The sequence below is a fragment of the Lactobacillus sp. X-49 genome (assembly GCF_057063645.1).
Window position 1 is genome coordinate 190,332 of sequence record NZ_JBXSQM010000001.1, and the last position, 16,411, is coordinate 206,742.

Genomic DNA, 16,411 nt, shown 5'->3' on the forward strand with positions numbered 1-16,411 from the left:
TATTTTTGTATAATTACCAATTGCTTGATAATCTAAGCTAAAATAAATAACCTGGCTTTCTTACCAGATTATTTATTTATAATATATAAATTCTAAAATAAAAAGCGCTTTATTACAATTTTTGTTCTAATAAGCAAAAATAAAATTGTTTTATGATCGAAAGCTAGTTAAATTTTGATATGAAATAACAAAATTTAGAAAAAATACTTGTTAAAATCCATGATAGAAATATCAAAATTACCAAGCAAATTTGATACCGCTTTAATTATAAACTGTTTGCTTAAATAAGCATTATAAAAAATCTTATTTAAACTCTAAATTTAAATAGGTGTTGTTCATTGAGATTTAAATACAATTATTGATACCGCTTAAAAAGTTTAAATTAATGGAGAGCAGGCAAGCAATAATTAACTTCGTATAATATATATTATGTAAAGTTAAAACGAGATTTTAATATAAATCGAGGGACGTTATCGCTTTATTTATAATAAAGTCAAAAATTGGTTAGATAGAATATCTTTAAATTCTGTTTGAATAAATTTAAAACCACTGTAAATTAAACCTGGAGTTTAAAATGAGCATATGTAAATTTGATAATATTTATCGATAAATAATCTCCTATTTGTTGAGATCAAAAATTTGGTCAATTTATTTATTAAACAGTGATATATAAAACCAATTCAAAATTGCTCTAATAACTGAATTGGTTTTTAGTAAAGAAAGTTTGATTAATGATGCCATAATGTATCTTATTAAATCGGCTTACCTATCATTAAAATTATAGTTTTAATGATAGGTAAAAGCTTTGATTAACAGGTATTTATAATAATATAATTTTTTAAAAAATATTTTATGCTCTATAAAACATAACAAATATTGCTCAATTAATTTTTCTTGCTATTCTACTAATCTTCTCTTTAAAAGCTATCTGGGCTTTGACTTTTTTAAAGACAAACATATATTCCTGTTTTATAATTAAATAAAGATTATTATGCTAGGAGAACTAACTTTTGGAGACAAATAAGTACTTAAATTTAATTCAAACTGAATTACAAAATATGCCCGATTATATTAAGGAATATAACTTTGGAACCAATCATTCTTTGGCAACGTCATATCAGTATTTAACTGAAATTAGACGTTTTTTTGACTGGTTGCGAACTGAAGGAATATCAAGAGTGAACAATAATAAGCAAGTTACCGTTGAAACACTAGCTAACTTACATCGAAATGATATTATGCTATACATTAATTATTTAGGACATACAAAGAATCAGCAAGGCCATTTAAATTCACCGACTACAATAAATCGTTCAATTAATGCATTGCGCTCTCTTTTTAAGTTTTTGACGATAACAGCAGATAACAATGATGGTCAACCGTATTTCGAACGAAATGTAATGCTTAAGATTGATTCACTTAATGATACAAAAACTCTTAATTATCGAGCTCATGTTCTTGAATCTCATATGTATATCGGTAACTTGAAATACCAGTTTTTAGATTTTATTGAAAACGAGTATGAACAGCGTTGTAATAAACAAGCCCTTCCCTCCTTTAAAGTTAATAAGCAACGTGATATAGCGATTATTGCTTTAATATTAGGCACCGGTATTCGTGTTTCTGAATGTGCTGGAATTAATGTTGCTGATTTAAATTTACGTAAAGCAACTTTAGATGTAACGAGAAAAGGTGGTCAACGAGATAGTGTTCCTATTGCTGAATGGACGCTTGATTATCTGATAGATTATAAAAAAGTTCGCAAGCAACGGTATAATGTTACCAAAAGAGAATCCGCCCTATTCTTAACTAATTGGCATCAACAAACAAAGAGAATTACTTCAAATGCAATTGAGAAGATGGTTAACAAATATTCGGCGGCATTTGGTCATCCTTTAACACCACATAAATTAAGGCATACTCTTGCTTCTGAATTATATGGTGTTACCAAAGATCAAGTTTTAGTTGCACAACAACTTGGTCAAAAAGGAACGACAGCAACGGATTTATATACTCATGTTGATCAAACAAAGCAACGACAAGCATTAAATGATATTTCAGCAAATGATGATCCAAAACAAGGGAATTAAAAAATCTAGTAGGTAAAAATCACCTACTAGATTTTTTAATTGAACCATGTTTGCCAATCAGCTTCATTTAAAGCGGCAAAAAACATTGCTATCTCCTCTTGGTTATTGCGTTTAAGCGATAGTGGTGGCAATTTATCAAGAGAAAAGTAAGAGCAAGAACTCGTTTCGGTATTTGGAATAAACTGGCCACCTATTTCGTGACATAAAAAAATAATATTGCATACATTGATGGCTCTCTCAATACGATTTTTACCATGAATATTAGTTTGACTATTCTTAATTGCTATCACCCTGTTAACCGTAATATCTCGTCCAGCTTCTTCTTTCACTTCTTTAATACAATTATCTCTAACCGAAAGATTAGGTTCACACCATCCACCTGGCATAGACCAAAGGTTGTCGGTTGTTTCCTTGACTAAAAGTATTTGGTTGTTTTTAAAAACAGCAGCACGTGTAGCTAATTTTGGGGTTTGGTAGCCATCCTCACTGCTAAACATAAATTTAATCTGCTTTTTAGGTAGTCCCGTTTTGGAAGTCATCATTTCGGTTGCAATTTCTCTCAATCTAGTATAACGCTCTAAATCAAACCGATCGCGTCCAAATTCTAAACCATTTTGGGCGATACTTTGTAACTCTATCGCCCAATCTGTAAACTGATCTCTTTTTTCCATAATCAAATCTATCCTTGAAGTGCATAGTGTAAAAACATTTTACTTGGTTAGATCAATCTTATCAATATCAATCATCCAACCAATAGCAAATGACTTTTCTCCTAAGTGTGTTGCAATTCCAGGACTAAATTTAGTTACAGATATATTTTGATTAGGAAATGTATCACGTAAAAACACTTTAGCCTCTTCTACTTGGCTGCTATCATTTGAATCGATAATAAATAATTTTATTTTATCTTTATAGGGAAGTTTATCTATCTCACTAACTGTTAACTTTTTGATTTTTGCAAAAGCTCGTTTCATTGATCTAATTTTGTCAAAAGCAACAATTTTACCATCTTTAAAAGTTAACAGTGGTTTGATATTAAGCATTGATCCAATAAATGCTTCTGCATTGCTTAAACGACCGCCACGACGTAGGTTTTGTAAATCATTTGGAACAAAAATTTCATCAATTGTTGACCTAATTTGCTCCAGCCTTTCTAAAATTGTATCTAAATCTACGCCATTTTTTATTAGACGCGCAGCGGCTAAAACAAGATTGCCTTGCAATCTTACGGTCATTTTTGTGTCGATTGGATGCAAATTATATTCTGGATTTGTTTTTGCAATATTACATAGGGTCTGATAGAAGCCAGAGATTCCACTTGATAATGTAATTGCAATGATTGCTTCATACCCTTCACCATGCAATTTGTTAAAAAGATGAATTAAATCCCCCATACTTGGTTGTGAAGTTTTGGGAAAATCAGCTCCCTGTCTCTGCATTTCAAAAAGTTGTTCTGATGTAATATCTACATCTTCTAAATATTCTTTATTTCCAATAATAATTGGAATCGGTAGAACAATAATATTATTTATATCCGCTTCTTGTTTAGTTATAACGCTGGTACTATCAGTAACTAATGCAATTTTCATCTAATTAACTAACCTTTCGCTTTTATATGTACGACTAAAGGAAATTATAGCATAAAAGTTCAAGCTATTCGACTACTTACTTAAAATCAGTCTTTCTTTTTTGATTAATTTATCAAAAGTTTGACTAAGACAATTAACTTCTTGCTGTGAAAGATCTTGTAATAGACTTTCTTCAATATCATTCATGGATCTTTTTAATTCTTTCAACTTATTCAACCCTTTTTCACTGAGAATAACTGTCTTGCTTGAGTCATTTTCGGAACGAGTAATTGTAATTAGTTGCATTGTTTTCACTTGTTGCAGTTGACGGCTTAAAGTGGAAAGAGAGATTTTTAAATTATTAGCTAAATCTCCCATTTTTAAAGCCTGATTATTATTTTTAGCAAAATAAAGCAGAATGCGAGTTTGTGAAAAGTTTAACCCACACCTATTACGTATTTCCTTTTTAATATTCCCTGCAACTATGCTAAAGGCTAAGATATCCAATTTATTCTCCTTCCATCCATTTTGAATAATAAGTTTATTTTATAAGTTTATTTTATAAATTATGTTGTGAAACATTGCTTTATATATAATATAAAGCATTGTAAATACTAAGAAATTATTTATAACACACATTTTAAGTTTAAATAAACATTAATTTATAATAATAGTATACCAGCTTTGGTAAAATTTTGCTCAAAAAACTTAAATCTGTGCATATATAATTTAAAGTACCCTATTTTCACATTGAAATTAGACTTGGGGTTACACTTTCTATCAAATAATTGCTATAATAGAAAACGTAATTTTGAGGTGATATTTATGGCATTCGATGGCTTATTCATACATAGTCTAATAAATAATATTAAACACACGCTGATTGGAAGTCGGCTTTCCAAAATTTATCAGCCATTTGATCAAGATCTAATCTTAACATTTAGAAAAAATCGAAAGAATTTGCAAGTTTTAATTTCTGTTAATGCACAATATCCTAGATTTTACATTACCGAGCAAACAATTGTTAATCCAGATAAGGCACCTACTTTTGTAATGGTGCTTAGAAAGTATCTTGAGGGCTCCGTATTGCAAGATATTCAACAAGTTGGTGTTGATCGAATCGTTAATTTTTATTTTAGTAATCGTAATGAGTTAGGAGACCAAATACAACTAGTTTTATCAATTGAATTAATGGGACGTCATAGTAATGTGATTTTATATGATAAAAAGAGTAATCGTATTATTGACTTACTTAAACGAATTAATCCAGAGGGAAATCGTGTTCGTTTACTTTTACCTAAAGCAAAGTATGAGCTTCCCCCGCTTATTCCTGGAATTAATGGGTTTAAGATAACTAAAGATGAGTTTAAAAGTATGACCCGAACAACGACTGTCCAATCTTTTGTTCAAAAAGTTAATGGTCTTGATCGTGATGATCGTAATGAATTAACGGGCTATTTAGAAGATGATTTTTCATACACTTCTTTTAAGACATTTATGTCTCAGTTTGATAAAAAAGGTGCTTTTACTCTTAAAACGTCTGATAATAAGCGAAAAATTTTTCCCTATCTTCCTTACCATCTTGATTTAACTAAGGAAAGCATTAATTCTGATCTCAACCAGGCTTTAGATGAATTTTATCTTTATCAGTCTAACCGTGACTGGGTTAAGCAAAGATCTAGTCAAATTGAACGAGTTATTAAAAATGAACAGAAAAAATTAACAAAGAAGATTACTAAGCTACAGACTCAATTGGATCTTGCTGAGAATTCTGAAGGATATCGAATCCGTGGGGAAATTTTAAATGCAAATTTGAAACAAGTTCACTCAGGAATGACTAAAATTAGTTTACCTAATTATTATGAAAATAATCGACCAATTGAGATCAAGTTAAATACAGCTCTCTCCCCTGTTCGCAATGCTCAGAAATATTTTACTCGATATAAGAAACTTCGTAATTCAATAAAGCATGTTAAGGAGCAGGTTAAAATTTCTCGACAGACACTTGAATATTTTGATTCTGTCCAAACAGCGATTAATAATGCCGATCCGCAGGATGTTGATCAAATTATAGATGAACTAACTGCTCAAGGATACATTAAACGTCAACAAAAACAAAAAAAAGTCAAAAAAATTACTGAACACAACTTAAATCGATTTCGTTTATCTTCTGGTAAAACCGTATTTGTTGGCAAGAATAATTATCAAAATGATTGGTTAACTTTTAAAAAAGCAAATAAACATGATATTTGGTTCCATGTAAAGAATATGCCAGGTTCACATGTGATTTTGCAAGACAATCAACCTAGTGATAGAGATATTGCTGAAACGGCAGAGATTGCTGCCTATTATTCTAAGGCAAAAGATTCTGCGCATGTTCAGGTTGATTATGTTGAAGACAAACGAGTTAAAAAGCCTAATGGTGCTAAACCAGGTTTTGTAATTTATACAGGCCAAAATTCAATCGAAGTTACACCAAACAAGGATAATGTTCAACGTAAAAAGTTATAAAAGATTAAATTAAAAATCCGAGAATGAATTTTCATTCTCGGATTTACTTTTGCTTTAAAAGAATGGTTAAAGCGGTTGAGTTGTTAACGACAAAGATTCAAGCACCGTTAAGATTAGTTCAGTAGTTTCGATACTTGAAAAAACTGGTATATGAATATTAAGTGCGGCATCTCTAATCATAATTGCATCTTCGCTTGCACTATCTGATAAATTAGTGATATTGATAACCATTACGATCTTATGTTGGCGAATCTTTGCTAAGAGACTATTAGAACCATTATGTATTTTGGTAAGTACGCTAGTAGTAATTCCAGCTTCTGCTAAGTTATTTGCAGTTCCTTCTGTTGCAACTATTTTAAAGCCAAGGCGGTAAAAGCGTTGTGCTAAGTCCGTCATACGTTTCTTATCTTCATCACGAACAGAGATAAAAATGGTACCAAAACTTGGAATTTTAAGTCCACTAGCTTCATATCCTTTATATAAGGCTTTCGCTAGTTCGGTATCGCGTCCCATGACTGAACCAGAAGATTTCATCTTTGAATCAAAAGTATTAATGCTCGTATAGTTAATATACGAAAATACAGGCATTTTTACATGGATAAAGTTTGTAGAAGGCCATAATCCAGTTTTATAACCTAAGCGGGCAAGGCTGTAACCCGCTAAAACAGAAGTTGCACATTCGGTAATATCTTTTCCCAATGCTTGGGATAGAAAAGCAATGTTATGCCCCGCATAAGGCTTAATTTGCAAAAGGTAAATATTTTTATCAACAATTAAAAAGTGTAAGGTAAAAATACCTTTCATCTTTATCTTTTGAACCAACCTAGTTGTGTATGTTGTTAGCAATTTTTCCCCATTTTTAGAAAGATTGCGTGGTTTAAAAATTGCAATTGAATCCGATGCATGTGAGCCTGTTTGTTCTAAATGTTCAATGATTCCGGGAATTGTTACATCTTTTCCGTCTGAAATTGCCGTAATTTCATATTTATTTCCCTCAATAAAGTGAGATAAAGAAATTTTGGCCAACTGATTTTCTTCCAAATATTCTTGTAAAGCGGGCAGATCGTAAACAACTGCAGATTTTTGTTTAATACCTTTACTATTAAAACCACCAATTAAAATTGGAAAACCATGTTCATGAATAAAATCGTTAGCTTTCTTTTGATCAGTTGTAGTAATCAACGGATTCTCTTTTAAAAATTTTAATGGTGATGATAATACTTGTTCAATTCTGTCTTTGACATTAATATTTTGATTTCCAAAAATGTTAAGTCCTCTGTTAATTAGTTTTTTAGCTAATGCATTGATCTGCTTACCAGAAAATTGCAATAAAACATCCTTAATATTTTCTTTTTTAGTAATTTGAAGAATATTTTCAATTGTAATTGGTTCAAAGTAAACTTTATCTGCCTTTTGATAATTTGTGGCAACTGATTCATCATTATTAGATAACAGAACTGTGGCATAATCATTATTATGTAAAGTCATTAAAGCATGGGTAATCATGTAATCAAATTCACTCGTAACTGAGACTTGTGATGGGAGCATTCCAATGACAAGCACCTTTTTATTGGCCTTCAGTGGTTTAGATTCATTTTGAACCCCAAAGGCATTGTAATATTGATGAGCATTAGGTTGATAAATTCCAGAAGAGCCATCAATTTGAATATAAGAAGGTTCAAGGTGTAAATTTTCAAGACGTTTATTTAAATCAGAGATATTGACGTTTGATAAAGCAGAAATTAACGAATTGTTAAAGCCACGTATTTTAGCCTTTAAAAGTAAATGATCATCTATTTTTTCTGTCCGTAACTGTTGACCAATTTGAACTAAATATTCGAGTTTTTGATAATAAACAGGATGAATATGAGTTAGTGGTTGCACTTCTTGATAAGTAAAGCCTTGGCAAATTGCTGCTAATAGCTTAATCAAATGGTGTTCATCTGGATGTCGCAAATCTTGGATAATTTCATTACGTGGCTTGGTTTTTTCTTTCTGGTAAATTTCTAGAGCCATCTTAATATTGACAGTTGAAGCTAATCCTTTTAAAAAGGCTGTTTCAAAATTTCGGCCAATACCGATTGCTTCACCACTAGCTTTCATTTTTCGACCCAAATTGTAGTGATTACTTCCAGACTGTGTTAGCGACCAAAAAGGCATTCTAATTGCTACTTTGTCTAATGCAGGTTCAATTGCAGCATTAAGGCCAGATAATGGGTCAGTTATTTCATTTAGATGATAGCCAATTGCAATTTTGCAAACAATGTATCCCATATCATACAAAGAGGCTTTTTGCGACCAAATTGCACTGCGCGTTAATCTTGGTTTGATTGATAAAATTTTTACTGTAAACGAAGTCCCTTTGTGCTTAACTGCAAAATGCATATTTAATACGCCAACAATTTTTAAACTGTTCGCAATTTTTTTAGCAATTTGACGAATTGTTTGCACTTGATCATTATTGAGAGTTAACGCGGGCATTACTGCTGTCGAATCTCCAGAATTAATTGCTACAGGCTCAATAGTATCGGCTATTCCGGTGAAAATAATATTACCAGCATTGTCCCGGATCACATTAAGTAAAACTTCATTCCAAGAAGATAGATCTTCTGTTAGGCGATAATGTTTAATTGAAAAATCATGTCGTTGACGTTCCTTTTTTAAATAACCACTAACTTCTTTTGCACTATAAAAAATAATCCGTTTATTTTGAATGTATTGTTGTTCTTTAATTAATAAAACTGGAAAAGTTACCTTTGAATTTAATTCTTGCTCTAAATTATTATAAGTGAAATCGGATAAATTCCAATATCGATTAACAGATATATCGTTTTGCTCAAGAAATGTGGTCATTTTTTGATGACTATTAATCATGAGAGTTGAATCATTTACACCTAATAACCGAATACCCATTTGTTTTAAAATGCCATCTTTGATTAATTCGCGAGTTACTTTTAATCCAATTGTTGACCCGTAAACTGGAATAATAGCGCTAGGTTCTTCCATACGAATAATTCTTTTAAGAAAGTCAAGAGTCATTGGTTCTAGATAAACAGTTACTCCTGCTTTCTTATCGGTTGATATCGTCGCGGGATTAGGATTAACAAGAATAACGCGAATATCTTCTTCTAGGAGTGCTGTAATTGCATCTGAAATCAAAACGTCTGTCTCTGAGACTTTACCAATCAATGTTGGTCCAGAACCAATAATTAAAACTTTGTCTAAATCATTTTCTAAAGGCATGTTTACACCATCATTTTTACAAAATTATCAAAAATTTCAATTGCATCTAAACTACCTGGGGCTCCTTCTGCATTGAAAGCTGTCGCAATTACCTTGTTCTTAGTACTGAATCCAGCCAGTAATTCGCTATGAAGGTCATAATATTCATGTACCATAGGTAATTGAATGCTATTAGATAGAACAAGTTGATTGATATTCATTGCCACTTGCAAGATATGATTAGTATTTTGATCAATTACGGGATAATTAGTTCCATTATATGGCTCAGGTAATTTAACTAATTGAAGTTTTAAATAATCGCTTAATGCTAAAAAACCTAATCCGATTGCCCAAATTGGCTTTTTAGTATAAAAAGTATCAAAAATGGGCTTAAGATCTTCTCTAACTTCCTCTACTTTACCCGGCCCACCAGAAATTATAATTCCATCAGGACGTAAATTTTTGATGTCCGGAACTAATGTATTATAAGGAAAAACTGTAGCATTGATTTTTCTTAGCGATAATTCACGCAACATTGAATGTTTAAGTCCTAAATCTATAATAGCTACTGTCTTACCAACATTTGGAACAGCATAAGCATTTTTTGTCGAAACAGTTGCCGATCTATTTTTTGGCAAAACTAATGCTTTAATCTGGTCAAAAGCGTGTTCGTCATTTGTATCCATAATCGAGGCTTTAATTGTCTTTTCTTTAGTTAATCGATGAACTAATGCTCGCGTATCAACATTATAAATTACAGGAATATTTTTTTCTTTTAAAAAAGAATCAAGATCTTGAAAATTTTCACTATCAGAAATATTAAGTGCAATATCGTTTGCAATAATTCCCTTAACTGATGGGTTAATGCTTTCGTAATCGATTGCGTTGATTCCGTTACCACCAATCATAGGCGCAGTAAAGATTAAAATCTTTCCAGCGTTTGTAGGGTCTGTTAAAGCCTCCTGATAACCAAAATTACTGGTTTGAATTGCTAATTCACCTGTAGAAATAATTGAAGAGCCTAAACTTTCACCAGGAAAAAAGCAACCATCTTCAAGAATCAAATATCGTTTCATTTCATCACTTTGTTTCTCTTAATTGAGATATGGTTTTGTTAAAAATTAGTGGAGGTTCTACTTCGAACTCAAGCCACTGGTTAGTGTGTGGTTGATTAAAACCCAAACGGGCAGCATGCAAAAATTGACCATGACCTTTTAATGTGTGGTGAGGTCCATATAACGGATCACCAGCTACAGGATGCCCAATGTATGCCAAGTGAACTCTAATTTGATGTGTTCGTCCGGTCTCTAACTGGCAACGGATTAAACTATACCCATTAAATTGTTCTAATATTTCAAAATGGGTACGTGCCTTTTTACCATTTTCAATTACGGCCATTTTTTTTCGATTAACACGATCTCTACCGATAGGAGCATCGATTACTCCTACTTTTTCATTAAAATTACCATGAACAATAGCAAGGTATTGTCGTTTATTAGTTTTGTGTGCCAATTGCGATTCCAAACTTATTCGAGCATCAGCATTTTTGGCTACCATCAATAATCCTGATGTATCTTTGTCAATTCGGTGAACAATTCCAGGACGGAAACCTTCAGGACTTTTGGCTAAACTTTTGGTATGAAATAACAGTGCATTAACTAAAGTATGATCGGGATGTCCTGCTGACGGATGAACTACCATACCCTGAGGCTTATTGACCACAATCACGTCATCATCTTCATAAATGATTTCTAATGGAATATTCTCTGGTGAAATATTTAATGGTTTGAGCATGGGAACAGTAATAGAAATATAATCATTGATCCGGACTTTATATGATGCTTTTTCATTTTTCCCGTTTACCAAAATTTGTTTTCCATCAATCAATTCTTTGACGCGAGAACGTGAAAGCGTTGGTATTTGAGTTGTAATATATTTATCAAGTCTACCATTTAAGGCAGTAACTTTGATGGTATATTTATCCGACATTTTTTTGTTCACCTTCATCAATAAATAGAAGATAAAGAAATACAAGAATAATTCCAATAGTAATTGCCGCATCAGCTATATTAAAAATATTAAATTGAATGAAATCTACTTGAATCATATCAATCACATACTTTAGATGGATCCGATCAATTAAGTTGCCAATTATTCCCCCTAATACAAGAGCAATTCCCCAATTAAAAGTTTTACTGTTATATTTATTTTTAAAGAGAAAATAAATGCAAACAATAATTGCAAAAAAACTAATTATGTAAAAGAAGACCATTTGTCCAGTTAAAATATTCCAAGCTGCTCCGTTGTTTTGAACATATGTAAAAGAGAGAATTGCAGGAATTATTTGATGAATTTCTCCAATATGGTAAGTAGCAGCTATATAACTCTTAAGAATTTGGTCTGCCACCACAACAATGAATGTGATGATTAAATAGAAAAATTGCATAGCTGTTTAAAATAACCCACTAATTTTACCGTCATTATCAACATCAATATCAAGAGCTGCTGGATGTTTTGGTAGTCCCGGCATATCTAAAACATGACCAGTAGTGATTACAATAAACCCTGCTCCATTCTTTAGACTAGCACCTTTAACATGTAAGGTGAAATTAGTGGGCGCACCTAATAACTTTTGATCATCTGTAAATGAATATTGTGTTTTAGCAATAATAATTGGCAATTTATCTTTTCCAAGCTTTTCTAAAGCTAAAATATCTTTTTCTGCTTGTGCGCTGTATTCAACATTCTTAGCATGATAAATTTGCTCTGCCACTTTTTGAATTTTGATTTTAACCGGATCAGTTTTTTGATAGGTTGGTTGTAGATGAGCTTGATTTGAATTTGCAAGATCAACTACTGCTTTAGCTGCTTCAATTCCACCTTTTGATCCTTGTTCGTGATAATTAACAACTAAAGCTTGTAATCCGTGTTTTTTGACTAGGTCTTGTAATAGTTTTAATTCGTTAGCACTATCACTAGCAAAGTGATTAATAAGCACAATGACTGGAATATTATAGTTACGCATGTTATTCATGTGGCGTTCAAGATTTTGGAATCCAGTGCGTAAAGAAGTAAGATTTTCTTCATTAAGATGTTCAGTAGAATGTTCAGCTTGGTATTTTAGTGCTCGAATTGTTGCAACAACAACACATGCATCAGGTTTTTTGTCTAAATTATCGCTCACAAAATCCATGAATTTCTGGCCACCAAGATCACTACCAAATCCAGCTTCAGTTAATACATAATCACTTAAGTGAAGCGCCAGGTTTGTGGCTATAACAGAGTTTGCACCATGAGCAATATTAGCAAAAGGACCACCATGAACTAATGCTGGTGTGTGTTCCATAGTTTGGACTAAATTAGGCTTTAATGCATTAGAAAGTAGAGCAGCAATTGCACCTTCAAATCCTAGATCTTTTACATATACAGGAGAATCATCTTTTGTGTAGCCAATAAGCATTAAACCAATCCGCTTTTTTAGATCATTAATATCAGTTGCTAAACACAAAATCGCCATTAATTCATTGGCAACAGTAATTGCAAAGCTGGATTTATGTTCAACACCATTGAATTTTGACCCTTGTCCAATAGTAATTGAGCGTAAACTACGATCATTGACATCAATTCCCCGTTTTAATAATATTTTGTTAGGATCAAGACCGATTTTGTTACCTTGATAAATGTAATTGTCAACAAGGGCTGCCAAAGTATCAATAGCTGAAGTTAATGCATGCATATCTCCAGTGAAATGGAGATTAATATCCTCCATCGGAATAACTTGAGCATGTCCACCACCTGTTGCTCCACCTTTTAAACCAAAAACTGGTCCCATTGATGGTTCACGCAAAGTAATCATTGTCTTTTGATGTAATTGATTATTAATTGCGTCACCTAGCCCAATGGTCATCGTTGATTTACCCTCACCTGCTGGTGTGGGAGAAATTGATGTTACTAAAATTAACTTCCCTAATTGCTTCTTGCTAGAAACTTGTTTAATGGCTTGCCATTTTATTTTAGCTTTATCGTTACCATAAAATTCAAGATCGTTTTCATTTAAACCAACTTTAGCGGCTATTTCATTAATAGGTAATGCGTGAGATTCTTGTGCAAGTTGAATATCTGTTTTCATTGCGCATGCCTCTTTCTATAAAAATCAAATTATCATTTTTCAAAGTCTCTTTTCATGATTAGAATTTAAAAACCCCCTTTAATTTAGACAAACTTTATTATAACAAATTTTGATTATTACCAATAAGATTTGTTAAATTGTTACTTTTTTTCAATGCGTAGTAAATAGTATTTTTCTATATCAGTTACTCTTATTCTATATATTTTGAACCAGTAATGTTGAAAGTACAACTTAGGTTTATTAGCAGTAATTATTTTTGATTTAAACGGCAATTTTAAACTCTGAGCATTCCAATACGAATTGAAATAAGTATAAATAATTAATAAAACAAATATTACCATACAAATAATTGCTGGGTAGCAAATTACTTTAGTTCCTTCAAAAGCAAAAATCCAGCTTAAAAAAAATATGATTAACAGCCAACTAAAATATATAAGGCCAACACGGCCTAGTATCACAAAGTGTTTTTTTCTCATTAACAGCCTCTAAATTTAATATTTTATTTCAGAAACTAAATTTGTGTGTTCTGTTGTGTCATATAAAGTTTTCAAATACTCACTGAATCTTGGACGTTCTTGTAAAAGTGTTTGAAATGCAGTTGATGAATAAAGGTGATTAAGTTCACTTCTACTAATATGATTATGTCCCGTGAAATAATTATAATTCATCTCAATCAGCAACTTGTTAACTGGCTGAAACTTTCTGTCAGCTAATGGATCTTTTTGATCTGAATTTTTAGACAAATTTCGTAATTGAATTTTTTTCAGATACTCATGAAAATGTGTTAATACATAATTTTGACGTTGCTTTTTTGTTAAAAAAGGAATCATATTAAATTTTTTTCTGTCATAGCGCACAGAGGTTGGACTAACTTTCACGACACCAAATGCCTGATCATATGAGCAAAAACTAGAAGTTACAATTTCAGTAGTAGGTGTTAATTTCTGAGGACCGACAATATTCTGGGCATGGATATGGCCAGAAAAAACCACTTTCACATTATACTGCTGACACAATTGCCTGATTGCTGGTGCATTGTCAAGCACGAATCCTTGGTTAACAGCAGGGTTGTGAACATATAAGTTATGGTGCATGAACAACAACGGTCGTAAATGGTGACTATGAGCGTATTCTAGTTGCTTTTTAAGCCAAGAAAGTTGCTTAGTACCAATCTTGCCAGCAGTTTTAGGTGCTCCAGAGGCCGGCTTATAACCATAGATATTGGAATCTAGCAAAAGTAGTAAATATTGCGGATTCAGTTGCACACTGTAAGCTAATGAATTATTATCTTTGTCCAATGCACAATCATAGGACAAAGCAAAAATTTGTTGCCAATTATCAGGACTAATTTGCTTAGCGTAAAGTTGTTGGTTATCTTTAAATTTTCTTGCCCAACCGTCAAAAATATCGTGGTTTCCGGGAAGCAATAATATCTTTGTATCAGTTAATTTGCTAAAAATTTCTTGAAAGCGTAGCGCTGATAACAGTTCGCCATTAAATGTTACATCACCAGTAACTATAATTGCTGAAGGCTTTTTTTCATTAGCCATTTTGCAAAAAGCTGTCAACGCAACTTCTTGGTAATTTAGGTCTTTTCCTTGGCTTGTATCCTGTATTAATTTGAAAGCTTTGCCATTATCGTGAAGACTATCAGCAATTAGATGTGTATCTGTAATTACCCAAAACTCGGTATTTAAATCATTTGAAATCATTTCTATTAGACCAATATTGATAAAAATCAACTCGTAAATTTCCATTAAATAATTTACGCTTCTTTGTTGCACGTTTACCAAAAAACTTTTCAAAATCTGGGTCGCCCACCAAATAATATTGACTAAAACTATCATACTTTAGCAAGGCTTCCCCCATTTGCGTAAATAATGCTTCCGCAGACTGTTTGTCTTTTAATCGTTTACCATATGGTGGATTAGTAATTATTATTCCATTAGTCATTTCAGTAGTAAAATCCTTAATGGCAATTTGTTTAAAGTAAATATCTTGCAAAACACCAGCATTATTTGCATTTAGTTTTGCAATTTCTAAAATTGATTGATCAATATCGCTTGCCCAAATAGGTTGTTGTAAAGGTTTGATTTGTGCTTCGGCCTCAATTAAGGCATTTTTGTGCAAAGTAGGATCGAACCAATCAAAATTATCAAAAGCAAATTGTCGCCATGAACCTGGGGCAATATTTTTTCCAATTAGTGCTGCTTCAATTGCTAAGGTACCCGAACCAGTCATAGGATCAATTAGAGGGTGGCTACCATCATAGGGAGTTAATTTAAGTAATCCGGCAGCAAAGTTTTCTTTTAATGGTGCACCGCCATGCTCAATTCGGTAACCGCGCTTAAATAAACTTTCCCCACTCGTATCAAGTGAGATACGAGCTGTATCTTTATAAAGGTGTACGTCAAGTGGGTAGACATTTCCACTTTCTGGTAAAAAGCCACGACGATGATATTGATCAGACATTTTATTGACGATTGCCTTTTTGACAATTGATTGAATCCCAGGTTCAGAATGAAGCTTTGAACGGACGGATCGTCCTTGAACTGGGAATTTAGCATCAACTGGCAGTAACTCTGCCCAATCAATTTCATAAACGTTGTTATACAGTGTTTCAAAATCTATTGCTTTAAATTCTTTTAACAATATTTTAACTCGGTCTGCTGTTCGTAACCATAGATTTGTTTTAACGATATCCCTCTGACTACCTTTAAAAAACACACGCCCATTTTCAGTTCTTGTGTCATACCCTAAAGACTGTAATTCTTTGGCCACCACGCTCTCAAAGCCCGCGCCCATGGTTGCGTATAATTGATATTTTTCCATTAATTGTCTCTTTCATTTTAAAAAAGCGTTGAGCCTTTTTAAAAGCTCAACGCTGCCAG

At 32.3% G+C, this 16,411-nt stretch carries 12 protein-coding genes; 2 read left to right on the forward strand and 10 right to left on the reverse strand.

The annotated features are described in order from the left end of the window. The first annotated feature begins 1,010 nt into the window (after positions 1–1,010). Positions 1,011–2,090, forward strand: coding sequence for a tyrosine recombinase XerS (xerS, locus tag ACYIAQ_RS00955; protein WP_122018190.1), 1,080 nt, complete (start codon positions 1,011–1,013; stop codon positions 2,088–2,090). A gap of 35 nt (positions 2,091–2,125) precedes the next feature. On the opposite strand, the gene ACYIAQ_RS00960 is transcribed toward xerS, so the two are convergent. The 3 genes from ACYIAQ_RS00960 to ACYIAQ_RS00970 all read right to left on the reverse strand — a co-directional run bounded on the left by ACYIAQ_RS00960 (position 2,126) and on the right by ACYIAQ_RS00970 (position 4,165). Further along, complete coding sequence (locus ACYIAQ_RS00960; RefSeq protein WP_483562217.1) at positions 2,126–2,761, reverse strand: NUDIX hydrolase; 636 nt, start codon at positions 2,759–2,761, stop codon at positions 2,126–2,128. A gap of 39 nt (positions 2,762–2,800) precedes the next feature. Then, positions 2,801–3,679: a DegV family protein gene (locus ACYIAQ_RS00965; protein ID WP_483562218.1), complete on the reverse strand. Its 879-nt coding sequence runs from the start codon at positions 3,677–3,679 to the stop codon at positions 2,801–2,803. Positions 3,680–3,751: 72 nt separating this feature from the next. Beyond that, complete coding sequence (locus ACYIAQ_RS00970; protein WP_483562219.1) at positions 3,752–4,165, reverse strand: MarR family winged helix-turn-helix transcriptional regulator; 414 nt, start codon at positions 4,163–4,165, stop codon at positions 3,752–3,754. A 318-nt stretch (positions 4,166–4,483) separates the two neighbouring features. Here ACYIAQ_RS00970 and ACYIAQ_RS00975 point away from each other — a divergent pair, with 318 nt between their 5' ends. Beyond that, entirely contained in the window at positions 4,484–6,169 is a 1,686-nt protein-coding gene (locus ACYIAQ_RS00975; protein WP_483562220.1) for an Rqc2 family fibronectin-binding protein, read from the forward strand. A gap of 66 nt (positions 6,170–6,235) precedes the next feature. Here the strand turns inward: ACYIAQ_RS00975 and ACYIAQ_RS00980 are convergent, their stop codons facing one another. The 7 genes from ACYIAQ_RS00980 to ACYIAQ_RS01010 all read right to left on the reverse strand — a co-directional run bounded on the left by ACYIAQ_RS00980 (position 6,236) and on the right by ACYIAQ_RS01010 (position 16,352). After that, complete coding sequence (locus ACYIAQ_RS00980) at positions 6,236–9,412, reverse strand: carbamoyl phosphate synthase large subunit (protein ID WP_483562221.1); 3,177 nt, start codon at positions 9,410–9,412, stop codon at positions 6,236–6,238. 2 nt (positions 9,413–9,414) lie between these two features. Then, positions 9,415–10,467: a carbamoyl phosphate synthase small subunit gene (locus ACYIAQ_RS00985; protein ID WP_483562222.1), complete on the reverse strand. Its 1,053-nt coding sequence runs from the start codon at positions 10,465–10,467 to the stop codon at positions 9,415–9,417. Positions 10,468–10,471: 4 nt separating this feature from the next. Beyond that, positions 10,472–11,380, reverse strand: coding sequence for an RluA family pseudouridine synthase (locus ACYIAQ_RS00990; protein ID WP_483562223.1), 909 nt, complete (start codon positions 11,378–11,380; stop codon positions 10,472–10,474). After that, positions 11,370–11,837: a signal peptidase II gene (gene lspA / locus ACYIAQ_RS00995; RefSeq protein WP_483562224.1), complete on the reverse strand. Its 468-nt coding sequence runs from the start codon at positions 11,835–11,837 to the stop codon at positions 11,370–11,372. The genes ACYIAQ_RS00990 and lspA overlap by 11 nt, the downstream gene beginning before the upstream one ends. Before the next feature lie 6 nt (positions 11,838–11,843). Further along, positions 11,844–13,520: a formate--tetrahydrofolate ligase gene (locus ACYIAQ_RS01000; RefSeq protein ID WP_483562225.1), complete on the reverse strand. Its 1,677-nt coding sequence runs from the start codon at positions 13,518–13,520 to the stop codon at positions 11,844–11,846. 491 nt (positions 13,521–14,011) lie between these two features. Beyond that, positions 14,012–15,232 carry a metallophosphoesterase family protein gene (locus tag ACYIAQ_RS01005; RefSeq protein WP_483562280.1) on the reverse strand — a complete coding sequence of 407 codons (1,221 nt, stop codon included), beginning with the start codon at positions 15,230–15,232 and terminating at the stop codon, positions 14,012–14,014. After that, positions 15,219–16,352, reverse strand: a complete 1,134-nt coding sequence (locus tag ACYIAQ_RS01010; protein WP_483562226.1) for a THUMP domain-containing class I SAM-dependent RNA methyltransferase — start codon at positions 16,350–16,352, stop codon at positions 15,219–15,221. The genes ACYIAQ_RS01005 and ACYIAQ_RS01010 overlap by 14 nt, the downstream gene beginning before the upstream one ends. Between the last annotated feature and the right edge of the window lie 59 nt (positions 16,353–16,411).

Excerpts from the sequence above, each read along its gene's own strand:
- ACYIAQ_RS00960 (WP_483562217.1), bottom strand. The coding sequence starts at position 2,761 with ATGGAAAAAAGAGATCAGTTTACAGATTGGGCGATAGAGTTACAAAGT.
- ACYIAQ_RS00965 (WP_483562218.1), bottom strand. The coding sequence starts at position 3,679 with ATGAAAATTGCATTAGTTACTGATAGTACCAGCGTTATAACTAAACAA.
- ACYIAQ_RS00975 (WP_483562220.1), top strand. The coding sequence starts at position 4,484 with ATGGCATTCGATGGCTTATTCATACATAGTCTAATAAATAATATTAAA.
- ACYIAQ_RS00980 (WP_483562221.1), bottom strand. The coding sequence starts at position 9,412 with ATGCCTTTAGAAAATGATTTAGACAAAGTTTTAATTATTGGTTCTGGA.
- ACYIAQ_RS00985 (WP_483562222.1), bottom strand. The coding sequence starts at position 10,467 with ATGAAACGATATTTGATTCTTGAAGATGGTTGCTTTTTTCCTGGTGAA.
- ACYIAQ_RS00990 (WP_483562223.1), bottom strand. The coding sequence starts at position 11,380 with ATGTCGGATAAATATACCATCAAAGTTACTGCCTTAAATGGTAGACTT.
- lspA (WP_483562224.1), bottom strand. The coding sequence starts at position 11,837 with ATGCAATTTTTCTATTTAATCATCACATTCATTGTTGTGGTGGCAGAC.
- ACYIAQ_RS01000 (WP_483562225.1), bottom strand. The coding sequence starts at position 13,520 with ATGAAAACAGATATTCAACTTGCACAAGAATCTCACGCATTACCTATT.
- ACYIAQ_RS01005 (WP_483562280.1), bottom strand. The coding sequence starts at position 15,232 with ATGATTTCAAATGATTTAAATACCGAGTTTTGGGTAATTACAGATACA.
- ACYIAQ_RS01010 (WP_483562226.1), bottom strand. The coding sequence starts at position 16,352 with ATGGAAAAATATCAATTATACGCAACCATGGGCGCGGGCTTTGAGAGC.